Consider the following 20,980-nt stretch of genomic DNA (forward strand, 5'->3'; position numbering starts at 1 on the left):
CCCAGATAAGTAATAAGCTTCTATCTATCCTAGAATTGCCTATATCATTTGCAAAAATCTAGCTGATTTTTGCAAATTGTGACAGCAATTGAGTAAAAGTTTGCTAGTCTAGAACTCATAAAAACTAATAAACAGTGATAATAAATAATATGAGCATGAGTCTACAGTATGCACTCGTCGGAGACATGAGCTGGCAGAATCGCGCCCAGTGGCAAGCTCCTGATACCCCTTTTATGAGCTTTGCTTTTTGGCAAGCATTGACTGATACTGGCGCTATCGGTGAGGCTGCTGGTTGGTTACCTATTTTTATATTGGTTTATCGTCATAGTAATAACGATAATAATACCGATACTGATATAGATGTTCATAAAAATGAGATAAATTTAGATGTAATGCAGCCTGTGTCGGTGATGCCAGTGTTCGTCAAAGGTCATCATCGTGGCGAGTTTGTTTTTGATTATGCGTGGGCAGAGGCTTATGCGCGCTATGGCATTGACTATTATCCGCGTCTGGTGACCAGCTCGCCATATACGCCGATCACAGGTCAGCGTATATGGCTGACGGTAGGTCAAGCTTTAGACCGTGAGATTATACAAGCCATAATGGCAGGGGTTGATGATATCGCCCAGCAAGTTGGTGCATCAAGCTGGCATGGCTTATTTGTCACACCAGAATTAGCAAGACTTGCGGCCTCTACACAGACTGAAATAGCCAAAGCTTTAGCCAATAATCACAGTATCACTCAAGATAAAGAGACTATTGATGATGACGATAGTGCTTTTACAACACCTATATTAGAGCGGCAAGGTTGTCAGTTTTTATGGCAGAATAAAAACTTAATGAAGGATAAAAAACCGTTTTTAAGTTTTGAGGATTTTTTAGCGACATTGAAAGCCAAAAAGCGTAAAACTATCCGTGCTGAACGTCGAAAGGTCGCTGAGCAAGGTATTAAGTGCGAGCGTAAGTGTGGCGTTGCTATCACTGACGCTGATTGGTCGGCGTTTTATCATTGTTACGTGATGACTTATGCGGTACGTGGTCAGCAGCCTTATTTGACCGCTGAATTCTTTGATTCTCTTGCAGTCAGCATGCCTGAGCACATAATGCTTGCGCAAGCGTTCGATAATGATGGTGAGATTATTGCGAGTAGTTTATTTCTCTACGACAAGGTTGATAGCGCTGAAAATAATAAAGCCACCTTGTACGGTCGCTATTGGGGCGCACTTGGCGAGTATGACAGCTTGCACTTTGAGCTGTGTTACTACCAAGGTATTGAATTTGCTATTGAGCAAGGTTTAACTTACTTTGATCCTGGTACTCAAGGCGAGCATAAACTGGTCCGTGGCTTTATCCCGACGACTACGCACTCCTTGCATCGTATCTATGATGCGCGTTTTATTCCTGCGATAGCGAATTTCTGTATTGAGGATAGAGGACGGATGGCGCAGTATCGCGCACAGGCTCATGAGGCGCTACCTTTTAATCAAGATAACATGCCTACGTTCGATAGCGATGTATAAAGGTTTGATAGCAATGTACCAATGTAGTGGCGGTGGATTATGTCTGATATAAGTAAAACTATCATTGCCAAAACATCACCACCGATAGCGTTACTACCTTGGCTTGAGGCCAAAGGCTCTTTGACGGCATTATTTGAGGCAAAAGCAGGGCAGCCATTGCGAGTTGAGCGCCAGTTCGAGGGCTATAAGCGGCTATCGTTAAGCCAAAAGCGGCAATTGGGCTTGCAAGGCTCAGCGCTCAATCGTCCTCTGATGGCTTGGGTACGTGAGGTGCAGCTATATGGTGATAGCGATCAGCCTTGGGTGTGGGCGCAAAGTATCTTTCCTCTAACCAGCCTGCAAGGTCAAGCCCGTCGCTTGCAACAGCTAAAGGGCACGCCTATCGGTTACGTGTTATTTAAGCGTAGCCGTACTTTGCCCAATCAGCGGATTATTAAGAACACGGCTAAAGGCTGGCAACGACAGACGTATTACGATTGGTATGGGCGCAAAGTGCTTATTAGCGAGACCTTTTTGTCTGATTTTTTGGTCACAGTGTAGATTTTGAAAAACAAGATCGACATAGATAATCAGCCATTATTATTTAAAACTAATAGCTGAATAGGTAGCTAATAAGACGTAACGCTAAGTTAGTCTAGTATCAACCCTATGATATTGCTAACTATTTAATTCAGTGATGATGTCATAAAAAACTCTCAGCTATAGCTGAGAGTTTTTGCTCTCATACCGTAAAGTTTCATGTTACACTTGCTTCACAGCAAAACGTATGGCGCAATATGATGTAAAGAAGCATCAAAATTATTGCTAAATAAAGTAAACCAACGCTAGGCTAGATTTTAGATTACTAGCGTCTTTATTAATAGACTTTCTCTGATATACATTTTCTAATAAAAGTCACTCTATAGGACATAACTATGTTTAAAGATATCTCTATAAAAGAATATGATCCAGCATTATCAGCAGCTATGGAAGCTGAGAGCGTTCGTCAAGAAAACCATATCGAGCTTATTGCTTCAGAGAACTACTGCTCACAAGCAGTGATGGAAGCGCAAGGCTCAGATCTAACTAATAAATACGCAGAAGGCTATCCAGGTAAGCGCTATTACGGCGGCTGTGAGCATGTCGATGTCGTTGAACAACTAGCCATCGACCGTGCAAAAGAGCTGTTCGGTGCTGAATATGTCAACGTACAACCGCATTCAGGTTCTCAGGCCAACTCAGCGGTATTTTTAGCACTGCTCGATGCCAACGATACTATTCTTGGTATGAGTCTTGATGCTGGTGGTCACTTGACCCATGGCGCTCATATCAACTTCTCAGGTATCAACTACAATGCGGTGCAGTATGGTCTAGTTGAAGAGACGGGTCTTATCGATTATGATCAAGTCGATAGCTTAGCCCGTGAGCACAAGCCTAAAATGATTATCGCTGGTTTTTCAGCCTACTCGCAAGTAGTTGATTGGCAGCGTTTCCGTGATATCGCGGACGAGATCGGCGCTTACTTCTTAGTTGATATGGCGCACATTGCTGGTTTGGCTGCTACAGGTGCTTATCCTAACCCAGTACCATTCGCTGATGTCGTCACTAGTACTACGCATAAAACGTTACGTGGCCCACGCTCAGGGGTCATCATGTCACGTGATGATAAACTTGCTAAAAAGCTGAACTCTGCCGTTTTCCCAGGCAACCAAGGTGGCCCGTTGATGCACGTTATCGCGGCCAAAGCGATTTGCTTTAAAGAAGCGCTAGAAGATAACTTCAAGACGTATCAAGAGCAAGTCATCAAAAACGCTAAAGCTATGGCAGCGGTCATTCAAGAGCGTGGCTATGAAATCATCTCTGGTGGTACAGAAAACCATCTCATGCTTATTAGCTTAGTTAAGCAAGAAATGACCGGTAAAGAAGCCGACAAATGGTTGGGTGAAGCGCACATTACGGTTAATAAAAACGCTGTACCTAACGATCCAAAGTCTCCGTTCGTGACTTCTGGTATCCGTATCGGTACTGGTGCTGTGACCACTCGCGGCTTTGATGAAGCAGATGTCAAAGAGTTGGCGGGTTGGATGTGTGATGTACTAGACTCGCGCGGTGATGAAAAAGTATTAGCTGAAGTACGCGAAAAGGTTGAAGCTATCTGTGCGAAAAAACCAGTGTATGCTAAGAATCAGTAATATTTAGAATCGTATAAAAAATAAACCGCTTAGCTTTTGCTTGGCGGTTTTTTTGTGGTTAAGGTTTTCAATTAAGAGTTGTGAATTTGTTGTAGGCAAATGATTTAACTTAACTGCGCTAACCATAAATTCATGGCAAAGCCAATAAATAGTAAGCCTGTAAAAGTGGTGCTAGCTACGATTAGTGTCGGTGATTGGCTGAATTTTCGAGAGAGGTTTTTACCTGAAAATACCATGACGCTTAGATAGCTAAAACTAATGAGCTGTAAAATAATGGCTAATACTAAAAAAGACAAAAAAGGATAAGGATAAGTAGGCTCAACGAACTGCACGAAAAACGATAAGAAAAATAATATGGCTTTAGGGTTGGTCAAACTAAGTAATAGCGCACGATAAAAGAAGTTTTGACTTATGGGCGCTGTTATCAGCTTTGGTTTAGCATCAGCGATTTGAGCTCTATGACGGAAGGTTTGATAGCCACTTATGAGCAGTTTTGTCCCCAAGTAAGATAAATATAATCCGCCCAATAATTTGATAGCGGTGAAAAGAACAGGGTAGAGCTTTAGCAGGCTGCCCATTCCTAAGACGGTCACTAGTATCAAGATACTATCACCCAAAAATATACCCGCTACCGTGCGATAGCCTTTTCTAGTGCCGTGTGCGGCTGACACTGATAGGCAGTATAAACTGTTAGGACCTGGCAGCAAGATAATGATGATTGAGCCAATAATATAGGCAGTAAGATCAGTGATACCGAACATAAATAATTTTCATCATCCAAAGTAAAGGTCTAATTATATCGGTGCGCGGGTCAACACTCTATGCCTAAGCTATATACTTTAAACCGATAATGTCTATTCTAATTTGCCTATTAAGATAAAGTGTTGATTTGGGGTGTAGGTTAGCTCAAGCATAACCCACTAGATCTATCAATTAATTACCAACTTTTGAAAGCTAAGTCGATGATTAAATAAATAAAAATATATCAATGTTTTTGTTTATTTAATTTTATTAGTATATAGTCAGTATTGATTATTTAGTAGTAATAGCAGTACAAAGTGTAATACATAACCACTCACTTAGTATCGATATTACTATAATTATCAAGATATTCACTAGGAAGTGATTCTAATTAAAGGGATTTTTATGAAAAAACAATCGTTAGTCGCCATGCTGCTACTCTTCAGCGCCAGTATCGTGCAAGCCGCTGAAGAATCGGCTTTAGCAGCAGAACAAACAGGTTTAGAAGCATTTGGTACAGGTCTTGATGGCTTCATGGCCAATACCTTTGGCTGGTTTGTAGACCTGATCTTCTTTTCAGTGCCACTCGGTGATGTAAGCTTTCCACTAATTGTGGGTTGGTTATTAGTTGCCGCAATAGTATTTACGCTCTATTTTGGCTTTATTCAGTTTCGTCTTATAGGGTTGTCTCTCGATATTGTCAGAGGTAAATATACTGATCCCAATCCTGCTGTTAAAGAAGAAGGCGAGGTTAGCCATTTCCAAGCCTTGGCTACTGCTCTATCAGGCACGGTCGGTCTGGGTAATATTGCAGGTGTAGGTGCAGCACTCGCAATTGGTGGGCCTGGTGCTACCTTTTGGATGATCGTGGTTGGCCTGTTCGGTATGGCATCCAAGTTTGTAGAGTGTACGCTAGGGGTAAAATACCGTACGATACTGCCCTCTGGTGCCGTATCAGGTGGACCTATGTACTACCTCAGTCGCGGTATGGCTGAACGTGGTATGGGCGGATTTGGTAAGGTTTTAGCCGTTGGTTTTGCCCTTATGACGATACTAGCCACTTTTGGCGCTGGTAATATGTTTCAAGGCAACCAAGCCTTTGCAATGGTAAGCTCTACTTTTTCTATTCCTACTGAGTACAGTATAATCTTTGGTGTTGTCTTAGCGGTTTTAGTCGGTTCGGTCATCCTTGGTGGTATGCCTCGCATAGCAACGGTTACCGAAAAAATTGTACCCTTTATGGCTTTGTTATACATCACAATGGCAGTAATCGTACTGGTTGCTAACTTTAACCAAATTGGCACAGCGTTTGAGCAGATCTTCGTTGGTGCCTTCACTGGTGCTGGTGTTGCTGGTGGTTTCATTGGTGCATTAATCCAAGGTTTAAAACGTGCCACTTTCTCTAATGAAGCTGGTGTTGGTTCAGCCGCTATTGCTCACTCCGCGGTAAAAACAAATGAGCCTGCAACTGAAGGTTTGGTCGCTTTACTAGAGCCTTTCATTGATACGGTTATCATCTGTACTATGACCGCGTTAGTTATCACTATATCTGGTGTGAACACAGCAGCAAACTTGCAAGATCAAGCGATTACTGGTGTAGAGCTAACCCGTGCCGCCTTTATGCAAACAGCACCAATTTTCCAGTACTTCTTAGCTTTAGCGGTAATCATGTTCGCCTTTTCAACGATGATTTCATGGTCGTATTACGGTCTAAAAGCTTGGACTTACCTATTCGGTGAAGGTAGAACTAAAGAAATAATATACAAACTTATCTTTTTAGTCTTCGTCGTTATCGGTACTGTCATACAGTTTGGTTTTGTTATCGACTTCGCAGATGCCGCCCTATTCGCGATGGCTATCTTTAACATCATCGGTCTATACTTCTTGATGCCAGTGGTGAAAAGAGAAGTCAAATCTTATGTCGCTCGTGTGAAGAGTGGTGAGATTAAGAAGTTCAAATAAGCGGTTTGATTAAAAAGCTTTAATACCTTTATAATTATAAAAGCCCGTCAAGACTATTCTTGGCGGGCTTTTTGATGACTGGTAGTTGTTATTTGGTTAGTAGGGTGGGTTAGCTCAAGCGTAACCCGCCGAATTTTATTTACCAACGCTCGTTTTCAAATTTTTTGAATCTAAAACTATTAGAATAGCCAAACCCATCAATATCAGGGAATAGAGTTATATATCTAATATCAAAAATCTCTGACAATCCTTTAAGTGCTTGTTTTTTGAAAGTGGGGCTTATGTTTATAGAAACGTATGAATCGGCATCATTACCGAGCGCTAAACTTCCAAAGTTATTTTCAACAACTTTGCTATAAAGAAACTGAGCACTTTGAGAGGCAATACGCTTTGAAACTACTGGAGGATGCCAAACGATAGGATGATCAAAATTTTCTATTCCCTCAAGAACTTCGGAGTAATCCCCCAGTTCAATCTTATTTTCACCTCCTCCAACAAAATGAGAGTGAAAACCAAATAATATTCCTGATTTTTCTGGTTCTGCCGAGCAAGCAAACCAAAGACCTATTAATATATTTCTAGAGAAATCAATTAGCCTTGTAGCAGCTCCATGATGTTGAAGTTTTGCCAACAGTTCCATATCTGTGAGATATCTACCATCAACATACCTGTATCCTTGATGAGTAGCGTGCTGAAGTAAATGCTGTTCATAACGTTGCATGTGAGATTCAGTTATTTTAGTCTCAGTTCTTTTCAATCTTCTATATGCAGAACTATGGATAGGCCACTGGATATCGCTTTGCCCTCTCCAAAAATATACATTACGCCTTCTAGGAGTTTGTCGTTTTACTAAAAGTAGTAATTCTTCAATAGACTCTGGTGAAGAAATTTTTCCAAACAATGGATCATCAACAAAGTTCATAAAACCTCTTATATCTTTTATATTAATAATATTAAGGGCTTTTAGCCCAGCGCTTTTTGATTTTTATCATCCAGTTTGAAATATATAGTTTTATTTATAAATCGGTGCGCGGAGCGCACCCTACTAAATCCAAAGCCTATTTTAAGCTATCCAATATTGTGACTTACTATAAAGATTTGCTAGGTTAAAAACCCACCCTACGCGACTCAGTTTTCGCAAAAGTAGCTAATTTATTTGTGCCACTTAGACAAGAGTATCAGCTAATAACCCACAACTGAGGCTGACCAAAATCTCGATAGGCATCCTCAATCATACTTTTAAATACGTTAAAGTCCTCAGTGTTAATGTGCTTAACTTTAGTCAAATCAAGTTTTAAATATTTGACATCACTATCGGTTAAGCAGTCCCATGCGCTATCCCAGTTGTAGGTAAAGTAATCTGGAAAATTCAGTGCGTGAGCCAAAGCTTTTAGCAGCATCTCCTTATCTAGTACTGCACCCAAGACGATATCAATTGCTTGCTGAGGGATGTCAGTGAATTCGCACTCTTTATTCCTATAGTAAATGGCAGCACTCATATTAGTTCACCTGCAATTGGCTAAAGCTATCGTAATGGTTGACGGTCAAATAATAAACCGTTGGAGGATTGCCACCAGTAACAATACGTCTTGCGCCGCGATGCGATACGCCAGGTGTGGGCACCGTATATTCGCGGTAGTAGCCACTAGATTGAGCGGGGAGTCTGCCTTCACGATTATAAAATGTCGTGCCGTCCTTGGCAGGATAAGGATATGGCCCACCTTGTTTGATAAGCGCAATAGTATGATCTATCTGCGCATCACCTGTGATAGCTGTCGTAACACTTGACTCAGCTTGCTCAGAATAGCTCGGTGCTATCTTCGCGGTAGCTAGGTCACTATTAAATAGCGTCGACTGGATATCGCCAAAAAAATAAACGGCGACTGCGAGGATAGCAAGTAGACTTAATACAGTAGAGAATACGCTCTTCTTGTGGGGTCTGACGCGCCGCTCATTTTGATTGGTCTGTAGGCTTGAACTAGAGCGAGTCGTATTCTGATAATTATTCTTTGGCGAGCGTTTGGATGCAGTTGAATTAAGGCTGTCTTGTAGACTCAAAGCAGTCGAGGTCACCTCAACCGCACGCAACTGGTTTTTATCATTGCGCTCGCTGGTGAAGTAGACGCGCTGACCTGCGCTTATTGGCTGAGACAAGCGCACTTTGCTAATATGAAAAAACACATCTTCGCTTTGATCGTCGACATCGATAAAGCCATAGCCTTTATCGTCATTCCAGTGTTTGATTTTACCACTTTGCATTGTTTTATAGCCTTGATATTTTCTATTATCGAATAGTATATACAAGATTAGGGGCAGTAAAAGAATAAAGGTCAACATCGTAAAAGGGTGCTTAAAAAGCACACTATAAAAATAATAAAAACTTTTAACCAAAAAAACGCCAGCATTTAGCTGACGTTTGTTATTTGACAATGGTTTTATAGGCTAAGCACGGGTTTCACCATGACCATAGACGATCCACTTTTGTGACGTTAGACCTTCAAGGCCAACAGGGCCACGTGCGTGAATCTTATCGGTTGAGATGCCGATTTCTGCACCGAGTCCATATTCAAAACCGTCAGCGAAACGGCTAGAGGCATTAATCATCACACTGGCTGAATCTACTTCACGGATGAAACGCTGCGACTTACTATAATTATCAGTGATAATCACGTCAGTATGATGGCTGCCGTGCGTATTGATATGCTCAATCGCTTCATCTAAACCGTCGACTATTTTAATTGCTAATATTGGCGCTAGATATTCAGTATCCCAATCCTCAGCGGTCGCAGCGGATAGATGACCTTTGAGCTTGGCATTATCCTTCAAAATAGCTTGTGATAGCTCATCAAGGCGTAGCTGCATAGCGTCGTCCGCTGCAATAATTGCTTCAGCAATCTTCGGTAGCATAGTATCAGCGACCGCTTTATCGACTAATAAAGTCTCCATGGTATTACAAGTACCATAGCGATGGGTTTTGGCATTGACGCTAACCTTTACCGCAGTATCAAGCTCAGCATCGCTGTCGATATAAGTGTGACAGTTACCATCTAGATGCTTAATAACGGGCACTTTAGCATCTTCACTAATACGAGCGATCAAGCCTTTACCGCCACGAGGTACGATAACATCGACATATTCGGTCATCGTAATCAGCTCGCCGACTGCTGCGCGATCAGTCGTCTGTAATACTTGCACGCTGTGCTCAGACAGATTGACATCTTTTAGACCCTGATGGATACATTTAGCAATCGCTTGATTAGACTCAAAAGCCTCAGAGCCACCTCGTAAGATAATAGCGTTGCCTGATTTTAGCGCAAGCGATGCCGCCTCTAAAGTCACATTAGGGCGTGATTCATAAATCATACCGACAACGCCAAGTGGTACGCGCATCTTACCTAAATGAATACCTGATGGCTGAAAGGTCATATCGGTGACTTCGCCAATAGGATCAGGCAGGGTAGAGACGTCTTTGAGACCTTGCAGCATACCGTCAAAACGCGCGTCATTGAGCTCTAATCGATCAAGAAGGGCTGCATCGAGATCATTGTTTTTGCCATTATCCATGTCTATCTTATTAGCGGCTAAAATGTCCGCCTTCGCTGTGATTAGCTGATCATGGATAGCTATCAGCGCTGAGTTTTTGACTCCTGTATTAGCAGCCGCTAGTGCGCGCGAGGCTGCCCGAGCTTGTTGTCCTACGGTTTGCATATAAGCTTTTATATCTTTAGTATTCGATTGAGTCATATATTATTTTCCTTATATATAAATTAATTTTAGCAGTTGTTATAAAAGTTGAAACGAGCTTAAAGAGTAGAAAAACTAAATTTACTGAGTATTAGTTGTACTAAATAGAGGTAAAAACTGGTATAAATAGAGGTTTTAAGCACTTCGTAGCATTATGCTACTTAACATAGAGTAGATAAAGACGATAGTAAAGGCAGATTTATAGTTAATAAGTAGCGAGAGGGCTATTTTGAGTTATTTTTACAGGTTTTATGCGCTTGTTACGCATTTTTAACACAATTAGCCTGTAATTACTAAAGCCGTAACTATCAGATACCAGTATAGTTGTAATCTTTTGATAAATAAGCTCATCGCTTCTTAGCTATCATTGGTTTCGCTTTTGCTATTTACTTTTATAATAGGCATTGAAATGATTGATAAAGATGATGATGTTAAACAACCTACGATTTCTAAAAAGTGGTTGTATGGTTCTCTAGCAATTGCAGCGTTACTCATCGGTCTTTTTTTTGATTTTGGATAGTGATGCTATTGCAGCTGACCTAAATGCTAATGCTAATGCGGTTGAGAAAGCAGAGATCGATAGCATTTACTAGGGTTTATAAAATAAATGCATAACCGCTTTTTTATTATTCTTAACTTCTACATCAACTAATAGGTAATTATTATGGTAGCTCAAGTATCACTGACTAAAAAATTATTATTGGTCTCAGTAGCAGCGGCAGCATTAACGCTTAGCGCTTGTGCTGATCCAGACTCAGCAACCACTCAAGATGATGTCGATGCCGTTGCTGATCCACAAACCCAAATTGAGCAAGAAGCGACTAGCGTTGATGATGTTGTACAAGTTGAAGAAGATATTAATAGCGTTGAAACGGATGAAGATCCTATGGCGGTTGACCCTGTCGTTGCAGAGGGTGATGCTACTATAGTTACTGCAGATGAAGTCGCCGATGCTGATATGCTAGACGGTACAGAGTCTGAAGAGCATGTATCGACATATTAGTAGACGTCACTTTATAAGTCTTAGCTGAACTGTGATTAGCAGTATAAAAAACACCAAGGTTCATCTTAAGATGATAAAATAAAGCTCAAGTTTGCAATAGCAGCTTGGGCTTTTTTATGAGCGCTTAAATAAAGACAAAGGTTGCCTTATTAAACAGTCTTACGCACAATGCCTCGCTATATGATTTGTTCTGAAATAATTTGTTTTAAAACAAATTATTCTAAAATAGGCTACTGCAAATTTTATCAGCCTAATTCGTGGCTTTGAGCTATATTTTATAATGCTACACTCATCAATTGGAAATACGGTAAACCATGCTTGATATGACTAAAGACTCAACTCGCCCTATCGCCTTGGATATACAAGACTTGCATAAGAGTTACGGCTCTTTGGAAGTGCTCAAGGGTGTCTCGCTCACAGCTTATGATGGCGACGTCATTTCTATCTTAGGCTCGTCAGGCTCTGGCAAATCTACCTTGTTGCGTTGCGTCAATCTATTAGAGAAGCCAACACAGGGTCGTATTATTGTAGGCGATGAAGAGCTGAGGTTGAAGCCCAATAAAGCAGGCGAATTGCAAGCGACTGATGTCAAGCAATTAGAGAGCCTGCGGGCGAGCGTGGGTTTCGTGTTTCAGAATTTTAACTTATGGCCGCACAAAACCATTTTACAGAATATTATTGAAGGCCCAACTCAAGTACTCAAGATCAAAAAAGACCAAGCGATCAAAGATGCGGAAGCGCTACTTGATAAAGTCGGTCTGCTCGATAAGAAAGACGCTTATCCCGCTAACTTATCAGGTGGTCAACGTCAGCGCGTTGCTATCGCTCGCGCCTTGGCGATGCAGCCTCGTGTGCTATTATTTGATGAGCCGACCTCAGCGCTAGATCCTGAGCTAGTCAATGAAGTACTGGTCGTTATGCGTGAGCTGGCAGAAGAAGGTCGTACTATGCTTATCGTCACGCATGAGATGCGTTTTGCCCGCGAAGTCTCAAGCCAAGTAGTGTTTTTGCATCAAGGGGTAGTAGAGGAGATCGGAACGCCTGAACAAGTCTTTGATAACCCTAAGTCAGAGCGAGTTCGAGACTTTATGGCTTCGCATCGTCAAAATACCTAGAAAAACACAACACAATGAAGAGTCATAAAATTGATTGAACAATAATTAATCTATATGGCTCAGTCAATAGCGCTATCGAATTATCGATTAGCGCTATTATTTTTTGAGGATGCCGTTTATTACCCAATAATGACAGTCAATACCTAAAACGTTTGTTTTTGATATTTTAGTAAGGTATTATCGATGAGTTTATAACTTATCGATATATATAACTATTTTGCTAAGCTGGCAGGGATATCAGCGTTAAAAAGGATAGCAATATCGGTAACAACCCTATTAAAAGCTTGATAAAATTCATTAAAAATTTGAGGAACGTATGATGTTTGATCTCCGTCTTTTATGGCCATCTGTTACTATTGCTACCGCTATGAGCTTAGCGGCTTGTAGTCAACCCGCCCAAGACACTGCTAGTGCCGATGCCGACGCTCCTGCTGCTGATACTGCTGGTAAGACTATTCGTATTGCTACCGAGGGGGCTTATCCTCCGTTTAACTTTACCAATGCCGATGGTAGTATTGGTGGCTATGATGTGGATGTTGCCAACGCCCTATGCGCGCAGATGCAAGCCAAATGTGAAATCGTCGCTCAAGATTGGGACGGTATTATTCCAGGGCTATTAGCACAAAAGTACGATGCCGTTGTAGCGGGGATGTCTATTACACCTGAGCGCCAAGAAAAAGTTGATTTTACTGAGCCGTACTTTGCTAATACTATGGTTTGGCTGACTGACATTAATGGCGGCTTTGATCCTTTAGCGATTAAGAGCTTAAACTTGGGTGGTCAACGTTCAACGACACCTGGTGCGTATCTACAAGATAATTATGAAGGCAAAGACGGCAATACCGTGCAGTTATATGACAATTATGATAATGCTTATTTAGATCTAAAGTCAGGTCGTAGCGATGCGGTATTGGCTGAAAAAGTCTCTGCAAAGTCATGGTTAAAAGACAACCCTGAAGGCTTTGGTATTGTCGGCGATGAGATCGACAACGATGACAATATTGCTATTGCAGTGCGTAAAGGGGATAGCTTACGTGACGATTTCAACAAAGCTTTGAGCGAGATTCGTAGTAATGGTGAGCTGGCACGTCTTGAACAAGCCAACTTTGGCGAGTAAGCTATAGTTTAGTTGCCAAAGTTGGCTTCAAGCACTATTGATTCGCCCCATTATTCAAGGTTTAAGCCTTTATTAGATCAATGTAGGAATACTCTTTATGTCTTTTTCAATATCAGCTACCGTAAATAAAGCCCTTTGGCTGGCTCCACTTAGCGCTGCAATGCTTATGCTAGCAGGCTGTAATAATAGTACAACGCCCACTGAAAACGTAGCAGTCGATTCAGCAGATGCTACGCCTATGAATATCAAGATTGCGACCGAGTCTAGCTACAAGCCTTTTAGTTATACTGATGCTGATGGCAAGCTCATCGGTTATGAGATTGAGCTGATTGATGCCTTGTGTGCGCAAATGAAAGCGGAATGTGAAGTTATCTCGCAAGATTGGGATGGCTTGATTCCAGGTCTTAATGCGCAAAAATTCGATGCGGCTATTGCTGGGATGTCTATTACTCCTGAGCGCCTCGAGGTCGTAGAGTTTAGCGATCCCTACTTTTATAGCGGTATTATCTTGATCGGCAAAAAAGGCGATAACGTCAGCGTTGACGATCTAAAATCTCAGCCGATCGCCTCCCAGCGTGCAACAGTTTCTGCGCAGTATTTACAAGATGAGCATAGCGACGCTGATATTAAGCTTTATGACACGCAAGATAACGCTTATTTAGATTTAACCTCAGGACGCGTACGGGCGATGATGTCTGATAAAGTCACAGGTATTGACTGGTTAAAAACAGCTGCGGGTCAAGACTACGAAGTCAAAGGCGAAGAGATTAGCACCGATGATGATGCGATGGGTATCGCCTTTCGTAAAGGGGATCCTTTAGTTGCCAAGTTCAATGCCGCTTTAGCTGAGCTAAAATCTAATGGGTCTTATGATCAAATCACTGGTAGCTACTTTGGTACTAGCACTACGGCTGCTGTGCAAAATACGGTAGTTAACGATGCAGAAGTGGCCGAAGGTGAGCCCGCTGAGATGGCTAATTAGGATCTGCTAAACATTTATAAGGATAAATATACGGGTTGATTCAGGGTTAGCTGCTGTTGCTAACTGGTTCAATGGCTCGTATTGTCAAATAATCGTCATAAGGAAATCATGGATGATCACCCGTAGCCACTTTGCTCAAAGCTTGAAGTCTCATAATGTGTTTATCAGTCGTATAGCTAAATGCTGTTTGTCAGCTTCAACGGTTGCCGCTGTGATGATGCTAGCAGGTTGTAGCAATAGTCAACAAGCTGGCGAAGAGGTGGCGAGTGATGCTGATGCTAGCACCGCTGAAACACTCAGCGCTGGTGATAGTGGCGTGCTGCGTATTGGTACCGAAGGCGCTTATGCCCCTTTTAACTACACCAATGCTGATGGTACGCTTGGCGGTTTTGATGTCGAGCTGGCTCAAGTGTTATGTGCGGATATGCAAGTGACTTGTGAGATAGTTGCCCAAGACTGGGATGGTATTATCCCAGGTCTAAAGGCTGGTAAGTATGATGCTATCGTAGCGGCGATGTCGATTACGCCTGAACGCGCCGAGCAGGTCAGCTTTACCGACCCTTATTTTAGCAATACCTTAGTATTTTTAGCTAAGCAAGAAAGTGATTTTGATCCTGATAATAGCAATGATATCGATGATAATTTGATCGCTGCTCAGCGCTCAACAATTTCATCACAATGGCTTGAGAGTACTTATCCAAAAGCCAAGATGAAACTTTATGATACTTTGAGTAATGCGTTTTTGGATTTAGGCTCAGGTCGCGTTGATGCGATGATCTCTGACAAAGTGCCTGCGCTACAATGGCTGAACTCTGCATCTGGTAGTGATTATGTGCTCAAGGGCAATGAGATCGATATCGATGATAACTTTGCTATCGCAGTGCGATCAGGTGATGAGCTACAAGGCAAGTTTAATCAATCTTTGGCTAATATAAAATCTAACGGCACTTATGATGAGCTCAATCATAGATACTTTGCCGTATCAGCCGACACAGTGCAATAGTAGCTAAACCGCTTAAACTTAAAAGGGATATCACTAGATCAGTGATATCCTTTTTGCTTTGTGGGCGAACTAGTTTTTATTAAAATTTATCATAGATACAATACTTTTTATTGAGTAAGTTTTTTATAATGATTACTTTTGAGTCAAGCAGTACCCTGCTAGGTGCTGAATATGATAAAATCAGCGCTCATTTTCTGTATATACCATCAGCGAATCAATCACTGATTCTCTTGATTACTATATTATTAACTGAATTATCAATTTATTAGGGCGTTCAGCGCGCCCTTATCGAGAGAGACTGAGTGAGCCCTAGTGTTTGATTTACAAGGATTTGGCGCGCTATTATTAAGCGGCGCAACCGTCACCATCAAGCTTGCCGTAACCAGCCTAGTGATAGGTATGGCCTTAGGGCTGCTAGGTGCTACTGCTAAGCTATCTAATGTTTGGCTATTACGTAAGCTTGCCACCCTCTATACGGCGACGATGCGCGGTATCCCTGAGCTACTGTTAGTGCTGTTTATCTACTATGGCGGCTCTATCTTACTGATGAGCATCCTCAAAAAGTTCGGCTATAATAATTACGTTGAAATCAGCGCTTTTTGGGGTGGCGTAATGGCACTGTCGATTGCTTTTGGGGCTTATGCTACCGAAATCTTTCGCATGTCTATTCAAGAGATTCCAGTCGGTCAAAGTGAGGCGGCCAAAGCCATTGGTATGCGTCCTCTACAAACCTTTTATCGTATCACTCTGCCGCAAGTTTGGCAGATTGCTTTGCCTGGGCTTGGTAACTTGTTTCTAGTACTCCTAAAAGACACAGCGCTAGTGTCAGTTATTGGTCTCAAAGATATTATGTATCAGTCATCGCGTGCGGCGCAGTCCACCCAGCAGCCTTTTACGTTTTATATGGCAGCGGCGATTATTTACTTAGGGCTGACCATGCTGATTACTGGCTTTATGATGTGGCTTGAGTGGCGCGCTAATCCTGCGGCCCGCTATGCCAAAAAGCTAACTCGTCAATCCACCACTCAATCAATCAAAGGATAGGGGAGCGTTATGGATTGGAACTGGCAGGTTATCTTTGAGCATATTCCAGACTTACTTGGTGGCGCGGTATTGACAGTGCAGCTAGTGGTTATATCTGGTGTGATCGGACTGCTCTTCGGTATTATTTTAGCGCTATTGCGCCTATCCAAAAATTGGGTGGTACAAGTGCTACCCTTTCTATATATTTTCTTTTTCCGTGGTACACCGCTACTGGTACAGATATTTTTGATTTACTATGGTCTTGGTCAGTTTGAAGCAGTACGTGACTCTTGGCTATGGGAGCCTGTACTCAGTCAAGCATACTGGTGCGCTATCATTGCTTTTACTATGAATACCAGTGCTTATTTGGCAGAGATCATTCGTGGCGCTATTCAGACTATTCCAGTCGGTGAGCTGGAAGCGGCTGATGCCGTTGGTATGTCCAAATGGCAAAAGCTCACTCGTATCACGCTACCACGCGCTTTTGGTATTGTTATTCCTGCTTATAGTAATGAAGTTATCTTTATGCTAAAAGGCAGTGCCTTGGCTTCGACCATTGCATTGATGGATATCACTGGCGTTGCCCGAACTATCAGTGCTCGTACTTATACTTTAATGGAATTATTCTTTGCGGCAGGTATTGTCTATTTACTTCTGTCGTGGGTGATACTATTTAGTTTCAGACTGTTTGAAAAGCGTATGAATCGCTATATGACCTATGTACCGCCTGATGTGGTCACTCGTACTATTCCTTAGTTTGCCCTAAAAACTCATTATTTAATTGAATAATGAGTTTTGTTTAGTGGCTACTATCAGCAGTAATATATTAGCCAAATTATTTACCGCTGATGAAGATAATGAAAAAACAAAAACCTGCTAAGTATCGCTTTATTGATGAAGTAAAGTTTAGATAGTTTATCCAATAATATAAATAACTAAAATAAGCCTTAATTATGACTCTCTCTGCTAAATCTCAAGCTGTTGGTAAAGTCGTTTGTGTCGGTCGCAACTATGCTGCCCATGCTCGTGAGCTGGGTAATGAAGTACCCAGCTCGCCGTTACTCTTTATGAAACCTGCTTCCTCAGTCGTTTGGATAAATAGTGCTGCTGATAATAAGATAGTGCGTCCAAATCCGAGCACTTATGGTGATACTCATTACGAGGCTGAATTATGTATTCAGCTCTCGGCCGATTTGAGTGCCGCCACTGCCCAGCAAGCACAGCAAGCTATCGGCGGGGTGACTTTAGGCTTGGATCTAACTTTGCGTGATCTACAAAGCCAGCTAAAAGACAAAGGCCAGCCGTGGGAGCGCGCTAAGTGCTTTGATGGGGCTTGTGTGCTAGCGGATTGGTTAGAGGTGCAAGCTTTTGGTGACTTTAGCCAAGTGCAGTATCAGCTCTATATCAATGACGCGCTCAAACAAGACGGCGATAGCGCTTTGATGCTATTTCCCGTCTACGAGCTACTGGCTGAGATCAGTCACGCTTTTAGCTTACAAGCAGGTGATGTCATTATGACAGGCACGCCAAGTGGCGTTGGTGTACTGCAAGCAGGCGACAATCTAAAATTAGTGCTAGGGGCTCATGAGTGGCAAGCGCAAGTTCAGTGAAAGGTTAAAGCACGATAAATTCTACAAAACGTTAAGTTGCACCTTGGGATTTTATTGAACTCATTTAATAGACAGCCTTTTTATCATTCAAACCCTACCACTAATCGCAAAACATACTTATAAGTCAAACCCTGTTCTTCTTTTTTATAAGGTTACCAGCTAGTATGAAACTATTATCACAACTAAACACGCAACGCTATGTCTAACTTTAAGCCATTTGTTACTTACTATGACCTCTCCAGCAAGGAGGTTATTGCTCAGCCCGACGCTGATATGCTTATTGATGAGCCAATGAGCGAGTACCTGCAAGATAATGTCTATGAGCAGTTAGCTGAGCTTGATTATATCTATGTCGATCGTCCAACTGTAGACAGTAGCAACTTTGCGCTTAGTCAAGGGCCGACATCACTGGCGGATGTGTTTGAGGGGCTCGCGCAGCTGGCAACGATGGGTGTGGTCGAAGTCACTGATATTGTAGAGGCCATTCATCGCGAGATTATTCTGCGGCCAATAGGTCGTCTTAATGAGCGCAGTCTAAAAAAATGGCCGCGCGGTATCACGGGACGTATCTATGGTACGGTGCGCTACATTGCTACTTTTGTCGGTAATAATCTGACCACAGGCTTATGGTTATATAATAATATGACCAAACACAAAAATGTCCAGCGCCTTCCTAGAAGCTTAAGACGGCTGATCAATATCTTAAACGGGGTCATGGGCGATCATTTAGTCACTCATAAAAACGCACTTGCCATTCCTATGGTGCTGTATGATAAATATAATTATCTACAAAGCGGTGAACTATCAGGGCGCATTATTATTCTATGCCATGGGCTATGTATGAGTCATCTGAGCTGGAATATTCCTGAACATGATAGCTTGGGTGAGACGCTTATCCGCAGTCAGCCAACCTCTACCATTTTATACCTCAATTATAATACAGGACGCCGTATTTCTAGTAACGGTCGTAGCTTCTCTAAGCTTTTACAGAGCTTAGTCGATAATAATCCTGATATCGCGCAAATAGATTTGGTCGGTCATAGTATGGGCGGGCTCGTCTCTCGTAGTGCGCTGTTTTATGGAAAGGAGCAGGGCTATCATTGGGTGCAGCGTGTAGGTAATCTCGTTACGCTAGGCTCACCGCATAATGGTGCGAGTCTAGAGCGTATTGGGGTTTTTGTGCAAGAGATGATTGGCAAGCTCCCTTTTGCAGGGTCTCTCGCTAAGCTCGGTGACTTGCGTAGTGCAGGTATCATTGATCTGCGCTATGGTAGCGTTCGTGATGCCGACTGGAATACTTTAGAGGGTCGTAGTGTATTGCCGCAAGAGTTTCGCCATCCTGCGCGTCTGCCACTGCATGTACGCAGCTACTTTGTGGCGGGCACTATCGTTGAGGCGCACTATGATTCTAAGGCGGCAAGCCTATTGGGTGATGGCTTAGTCACCGTCAATTCAGCCCTTGGAGAGGACTCAGCTGAGCATACTTTATTTGTACCTGAGGGTCATAAAGCGGTGTTTTATGGGGTCAATCATTATGATTTGATCTACAACGAGCGGGTGCATGCGCAAGTCAAATCTTGGCTGTTAGATAATGGTCGCAGCGATACCAATCAGATGTTCCATGTGCTTAGAACGCGGATTTATTCTTATCCTAATGATTTGGATGTGGTGGTTTGAGGGTAGTAGCCTAGCAGCCTGATATTATTTTGATATCGAAAGTAGATGTCATAGAATTAAGAGCCCTTTTTAAATTCAACAAATGAAAACCCCTCAAGCATCACACTTGAGGAGTTTTTTAATAACTAAAGAATCATTTATATTAAAATTAATGCGCAAATATCTCAGCGATATTGTCTTTATCAAAGCGATAAATCTCACCGCAGAAGCCGCAATCCATCTCAAACTGACCGCCTTGCTCCTCACAGATATCAAGCATCTCATCCTGTCCAATTTGTAATATCGCAGTCTCACACTTTTCGCGCGAGCAGGTACAACCAAATTCTAAAGCAGTAGGCTCAGGAGCGACGACGTTTTCTTGATTGTACAAGCGATAGATAATTTCGCTAGCCGTCAATGTGGTTAGCTCTTCTGCTTTTACAGTGCTCGTTAGCATTTTTAGGCGCGTCCATAGATCATCATCGATGCCCGCATCTTGATTTTGCTCGACCTCTACTGTTTCCTCAACCGTACGCGGCAACATTTGCACTAGTATGCCGCCTGCCTGCAAGCCATCCGAGGCCAAGTTGATGAGCGTTGGAATCTGCGCCGATTGTTTTTGATAATGCGCTAGGCAGTCGGCTAGATTATCATGGCTACGCTCAACGATACCTTGATACGGTTCGCCTTGCTCGGGCTGGATATTGATAAATAATACCCCTGCGCCTGTAGCACCAAGCTCTGAAAAAGCTTCATTTGCAGTCGTCATGCTATTCCATGCTTGAGACTGTTCATCATTATCGCTCTTCCAGCTGGCAAGCGCGCGAATGATACCGTTTTGGTCACACTCAGCCATCGCCCAGTTCAGCAGACTATTGCTATCTGAAGACTGCAATTGAATAGACAGGCGACCATCAATTTTGACCGTTCCTATCAATAGGCTGGCTGCGGTCAGCATCTCTCCTAACAAACGCTTAATGGCCTCAGGATAAGGCTTTTGCGCGATAGTATTAGCGTAGCTGCGTGATAGGCGTACCACGTCACCACGTACAGGGGAGTCTTGGATAAAAAAGCGCTGACGTACGTCGATATCGGTACTAACAGCAGGGTTGTTTGAGGTTTGCATATCTTGAGTCATAGGTCATTTATTATATTGAGAAGTTGTGCTCTTTATGGGGATTATCCATTATTTATCAATAATGACACTCTCTTATCTTACAAGGCATCACTTTTATATATATTTTCACTATCAAATTGACCATAATCAGCCAAGGTAAAATCAATTTGCTATATAACTTTATTAACGTAACTTTATTAACGTAATTATACAAAA

General features: G+C 42.3%; 19 protein-coding genes. 13 read left to right on the plus strand and 6 right to left on the minus strand.

Going from position 1 to position 20,980, the window contains the following annotated elements:
- Positions 1 to 155 precede the first annotated feature (155 nt).
- The 3 genes from ACR63T_RS01915 to glyA all read left to right on the plus strand — a co-directional run bounded on the left by ACR63T_RS01915 (position 156) and on the right by glyA (position 3,691).
- Positions 156 to 1,520 (plus strand): GNAT family N-acetyltransferase, encoded by a 1,365-nt coding sequence (locus tag ACR63T_RS01915; protein WP_472785211.1) that lies wholly within the window; start codon positions 156 to 158, stop codon positions 1,518 to 1,520.
- Positions 1,521 to 1,559: 39 nt separating this feature from the next.
- Positions 1,560 to 2,060, plus strand: coding sequence for a chorismate--pyruvate lyase family protein (locus tag ACR63T_RS01920; RefSeq protein ID WP_472784596.1), 501 nt, complete (start codon positions 1,560 to 1,562; stop codon positions 2,058 to 2,060).
- Positions 2,061 to 2,434: 374 nt separating this feature from the next.
- Positions 2,435 to 3,691 (plus strand): serine hydroxymethyltransferase, encoded by a 1,257-nt coding sequence (glyA, locus tag ACR63T_RS01925; protein ID WP_201571416.1) that lies wholly within the window; start codon positions 2,435 to 2,437, stop codon positions 3,689 to 3,691.
- A gap of 104 nt (positions 3,692 to 3,795) precedes the next feature.
- Here glyA and leuE read toward each other — a convergent pair whose 3' ends face one another.
- On the minus strand, positions 3,796 to 4,452 hold the full coding sequence (gene leuE, locus ACR63T_RS01930; protein WP_201571418.1) for a leucine efflux protein LeuE: 657 nt from the start codon (positions 4,450 to 4,452) through the stop codon (positions 3,796 to 3,798).
- A 385-nt stretch (positions 4,453 to 4,837) separates the two neighbouring features.
- Here leuE and ACR63T_RS01935 point away from each other — a divergent pair, with 385 nt between their 5' ends.
- The gene (locus ACR63T_RS01935; RefSeq protein ID WP_472784597.1) at positions 4,838 to 6,394 is read left to right on the plus strand and encodes an alanine/glycine:cation symporter family protein; all 1,557 of its coding nucleotides are present in this window, start codon (positions 4,838 to 4,840) and stop codon (positions 6,392 to 6,394) included.
- A 139-nt stretch (positions 6,395 to 6,533) separates the two neighbouring features.
- On the opposite strand, the gene ACR63T_RS01940 is transcribed toward ACR63T_RS01935, so the two are convergent.
- The 4 genes from ACR63T_RS01940 to ACR63T_RS01955 form a co-directional block, all read right to left on the minus strand.
- Positions 6,534 to 7,316 (minus strand): FRG domain-containing protein, encoded by a 783-nt coding sequence (locus ACR63T_RS01940; RefSeq protein WP_472784598.1) that lies wholly within the window; start codon positions 7,314 to 7,316, stop codon positions 6,534 to 6,536.
- 256 nt (positions 7,317 to 7,572) lie between these two features.
- Positions 7,573 to 7,893: a barstar family protein gene (locus ACR63T_RS01945; RefSeq protein ID WP_472784599.1), complete on the minus strand. Its 321-nt coding sequence runs from the start codon at positions 7,891 to 7,893 to the stop codon at positions 7,573 to 7,575.
- A gap of 1 nt (position 7,894) precedes the next feature.
- Entirely contained in the window at positions 7,895 to 8,653 is a 759-nt protein-coding gene (locus tag ACR63T_RS01950; RefSeq protein ID WP_472784600.1) for a ribonuclease domain-containing protein, read from the minus strand.
- Between the two features lie 183 nt (positions 8,654 to 8,836).
- Positions 8,837 to 10,138 carry a glutamate-5-semialdehyde dehydrogenase gene (locus ACR63T_RS01955; RefSeq protein ID WP_472784601.1) on the minus strand — a complete coding sequence of 434 codons (1,302 nt, stop codon included), beginning with the start codon at positions 10,136 to 10,138 and terminating at the stop codon, positions 8,837 to 8,839.
- Positions 10,139 to 10,802: 664 nt separating this feature from the next.
- On the opposite strand from ACR63T_RS01955, the gene ACR63T_RS01960 reads away from it, so the two are divergent.
- The 9 genes from ACR63T_RS01960 to ACR63T_RS02000 all read left to right on the plus strand — a co-directional run bounded on the left by ACR63T_RS01960 (position 10,803) and on the right by ACR63T_RS02000 (position 19,668).
- A complete protein-coding gene (locus ACR63T_RS01960; protein ID WP_472784602.1) occupies positions 10,803 to 11,141 on the plus strand; it encodes a hypothetical protein in 339 nt (112 codons plus the stop codon).
- A gap of 314 nt (positions 11,142 to 11,455) precedes the next feature.
- The gene (locus ACR63T_RS01965; RefSeq protein ID WP_201571429.1) at positions 11,456 to 12,256 is read left to right on the plus strand and encodes an ABC transporter ATP-binding protein; all 801 of its coding nucleotides are present in this window, start codon (positions 11,456 to 11,458) and stop codon (positions 12,254 to 12,256) included.
- A 319-nt stretch (positions 12,257 to 12,575) separates the two neighbouring features.
- Positions 12,576 to 13,373: a transporter substrate-binding domain-containing protein gene (locus ACR63T_RS01970; RefSeq protein ID WP_472785212.1), complete on the plus strand. Its 798-nt coding sequence runs from the start codon at positions 12,576 to 12,578 to the stop codon at positions 13,371 to 13,373.
- Between the two features lie 97 nt (positions 13,374 to 13,470).
- A complete protein-coding gene (locus tag ACR63T_RS01975; protein ID WP_472784603.1) occupies positions 13,471 to 14,355 on the plus strand; it encodes a transporter substrate-binding domain-containing protein in 885 nt (294 codons plus the stop codon).
- 214 nt (positions 14,356 to 14,569) lie between these two features.
- The gene (locus tag ACR63T_RS01980) at positions 14,570 to 15,358 is read left to right on the plus strand and encodes an ABC transporter substrate-binding protein (protein WP_472785213.1); all 789 of its coding nucleotides are present in this window, start codon (positions 14,570 to 14,572) and stop codon (positions 15,356 to 15,358) included.
- Positions 15,359 to 15,670: 312 nt separating this feature from the next.
- Positions 15,671 to 16,402, plus strand: a complete 732-nt coding sequence (locus ACR63T_RS01985; RefSeq protein WP_472784604.1) for an ABC transporter permease — start codon at positions 15,671 to 15,673, stop codon at positions 16,400 to 16,402.
- Between the two features lie 9 nt (positions 16,403 to 16,411).
- Positions 16,412 to 17,137 (plus strand): ABC transporter permease, encoded by a 726-nt coding sequence (locus ACR63T_RS01990; RefSeq protein WP_472784605.1) that lies wholly within the window; start codon positions 16,412 to 16,414, stop codon positions 17,135 to 17,137.
- 197 nt (positions 17,138 to 17,334) lie between these two features.
- On the plus strand, positions 17,335 to 17,991 hold the full coding sequence (locus ACR63T_RS01995) for a fumarylacetoacetate hydrolase family protein (protein ID WP_472784606.1): 657 nt from the start codon (positions 17,335 to 17,337) through the stop codon (positions 17,989 to 17,991).
- Between the two features lie 198 nt (positions 17,992 to 18,189).
- The gene (locus tag ACR63T_RS02000) at positions 18,190 to 19,668 is read left to right on the plus strand and encodes a PGAP1-like alpha/beta domain-containing protein (RefSeq protein WP_472784607.1); all 1,479 of its coding nucleotides are present in this window, start codon (positions 18,190 to 18,192) and stop codon (positions 19,666 to 19,668) included.
- A gap of 148 nt (positions 19,669 to 19,816) precedes the next feature.
- Here ACR63T_RS02000 and hslO read toward each other — a convergent pair whose 3' ends face one another.
- Positions 19,817 to 20,785 (minus strand): Hsp33 family molecular chaperone HslO, encoded by a 969-nt coding sequence (gene hslO, locus ACR63T_RS02005; RefSeq protein ID WP_472784608.1) that lies wholly within the window; start codon positions 20,783 to 20,785, stop codon positions 19,817 to 19,819.
- Between the last annotated feature and the right edge of the window lie 195 nt (positions 20,786 to 20,980).

The sequence above is a fragment of the Psychrobacter sp. M17(2026) genome (genome assembly GCF_055699815.1).

What these genes read in the sequence shown, in the direction of transcription:
- ACR63T_RS01940 (WP_472784598.1), bottom strand. Translation starts at nt 7,316, where the DNA reads ATGAACTTTGTTGATGATCCATTGTTTGGAAAAATTTCTTCACCAGAG.
- ACR63T_RS01935 (WP_472784597.1), top strand. Translation starts at nt 4,838, where the DNA reads ATGAAAAAACAATCGTTAGTCGCCATGCTGCTACTCTTCAGCGCCAGT.
- ACR63T_RS01950 (WP_472784600.1), bottom strand. Translation starts at nt 8,653, where the DNA reads ATGCAAAGTGGTAAAATCAAACACTGGAATGACGATAAAGGCTATGGC.
- ACR63T_RS01915 (WP_472785211.1), top strand. Translation starts at nt 156, where the DNA reads ATGAGTCTACAGTATGCACTCGTCGGAGACATGAGCTGGCAGAATCGC.
- hslO (WP_472784608.1), bottom strand. Translation starts at nt 20,785, where the DNA reads ATGACTCAAGATATGCAAACCTCAAACAACCCTGCTGTTAGTACCGAT.
- ACR63T_RS01990 (WP_472784605.1), top strand. Translation starts at nt 16,412, where the DNA reads ATGGATTGGAACTGGCAGGTTATCTTTGAGCATATTCCAGACTTACTT.
- leuE (WP_201571418.1), bottom strand. Translation starts at nt 4,452, where the DNA reads ATGTTCGGTATCACTGATCTTACTGCCTATATTATTGGCTCAATCATC.
- ACR63T_RS01955 (WP_472784601.1), bottom strand. Translation starts at nt 10,138, where the DNA reads ATGACTCAATCGAATACTAAAGATATAAAAGCTTATATGCAAACCGTA.
- ACR63T_RS01970 (WP_472785212.1), top strand. Translation starts at nt 12,576, where the DNA reads ATGTTTGATCTCCGTCTTTTATGGCCATCTGTTACTATTGCTACCGCT.
- glyA (WP_201571416.1), top strand. Translation starts at nt 2,435, where the DNA reads ATGTTTAAAGATATCTCTATAAAAGAATATGATCCAGCATTATCAGCA.
- ACR63T_RS01965 (WP_201571429.1), top strand. Translation starts at nt 11,456, where the DNA reads ATGCTTGATATGACTAAAGACTCAACTCGCCCTATCGCCTTGGATATA.
- ACR63T_RS01975 (WP_472784603.1), top strand. Translation starts at nt 13,471, where the DNA reads ATGTCTTTTTCAATATCAGCTACCGTAAATAAAGCCCTTTGGCTGGCT.
- ACR63T_RS01995 (WP_472784606.1), top strand. Translation starts at nt 17,335, where the DNA reads ATGACTCTCTCTGCTAAATCTCAAGCTGTTGGTAAAGTCGTTTGTGTC.
- ACR63T_RS02000 (WP_472784607.1), top strand. Translation starts at nt 18,190, where the DNA reads ATGTCTAACTTTAAGCCATTTGTTACTTACTATGACCTCTCCAGCAAG.
- ACR63T_RS01980 (WP_472785213.1), top strand. Translation starts at nt 14,570, where the DNA reads ATGATGCTAGCAGGTTGTAGCAATAGTCAACAAGCTGGCGAAGAGGTG.
- ACR63T_RS01960 (WP_472784602.1), top strand. Translation starts at nt 10,803, where the DNA reads ATGGTAGCTCAAGTATCACTGACTAAAAAATTATTATTGGTCTCAGTA.
- ACR63T_RS01920 (WP_472784596.1), top strand. Translation starts at nt 1,560, where the DNA reads ATGTCTGATATAAGTAAAACTATCATTGCCAAAACATCACCACCGATA.
- ACR63T_RS01945 (WP_472784599.1), bottom strand. Translation starts at nt 7,893, where the DNA reads ATGAGTGCTGCCATTTACTATAGGAATAAAGAGTGCGAATTCACTGAC.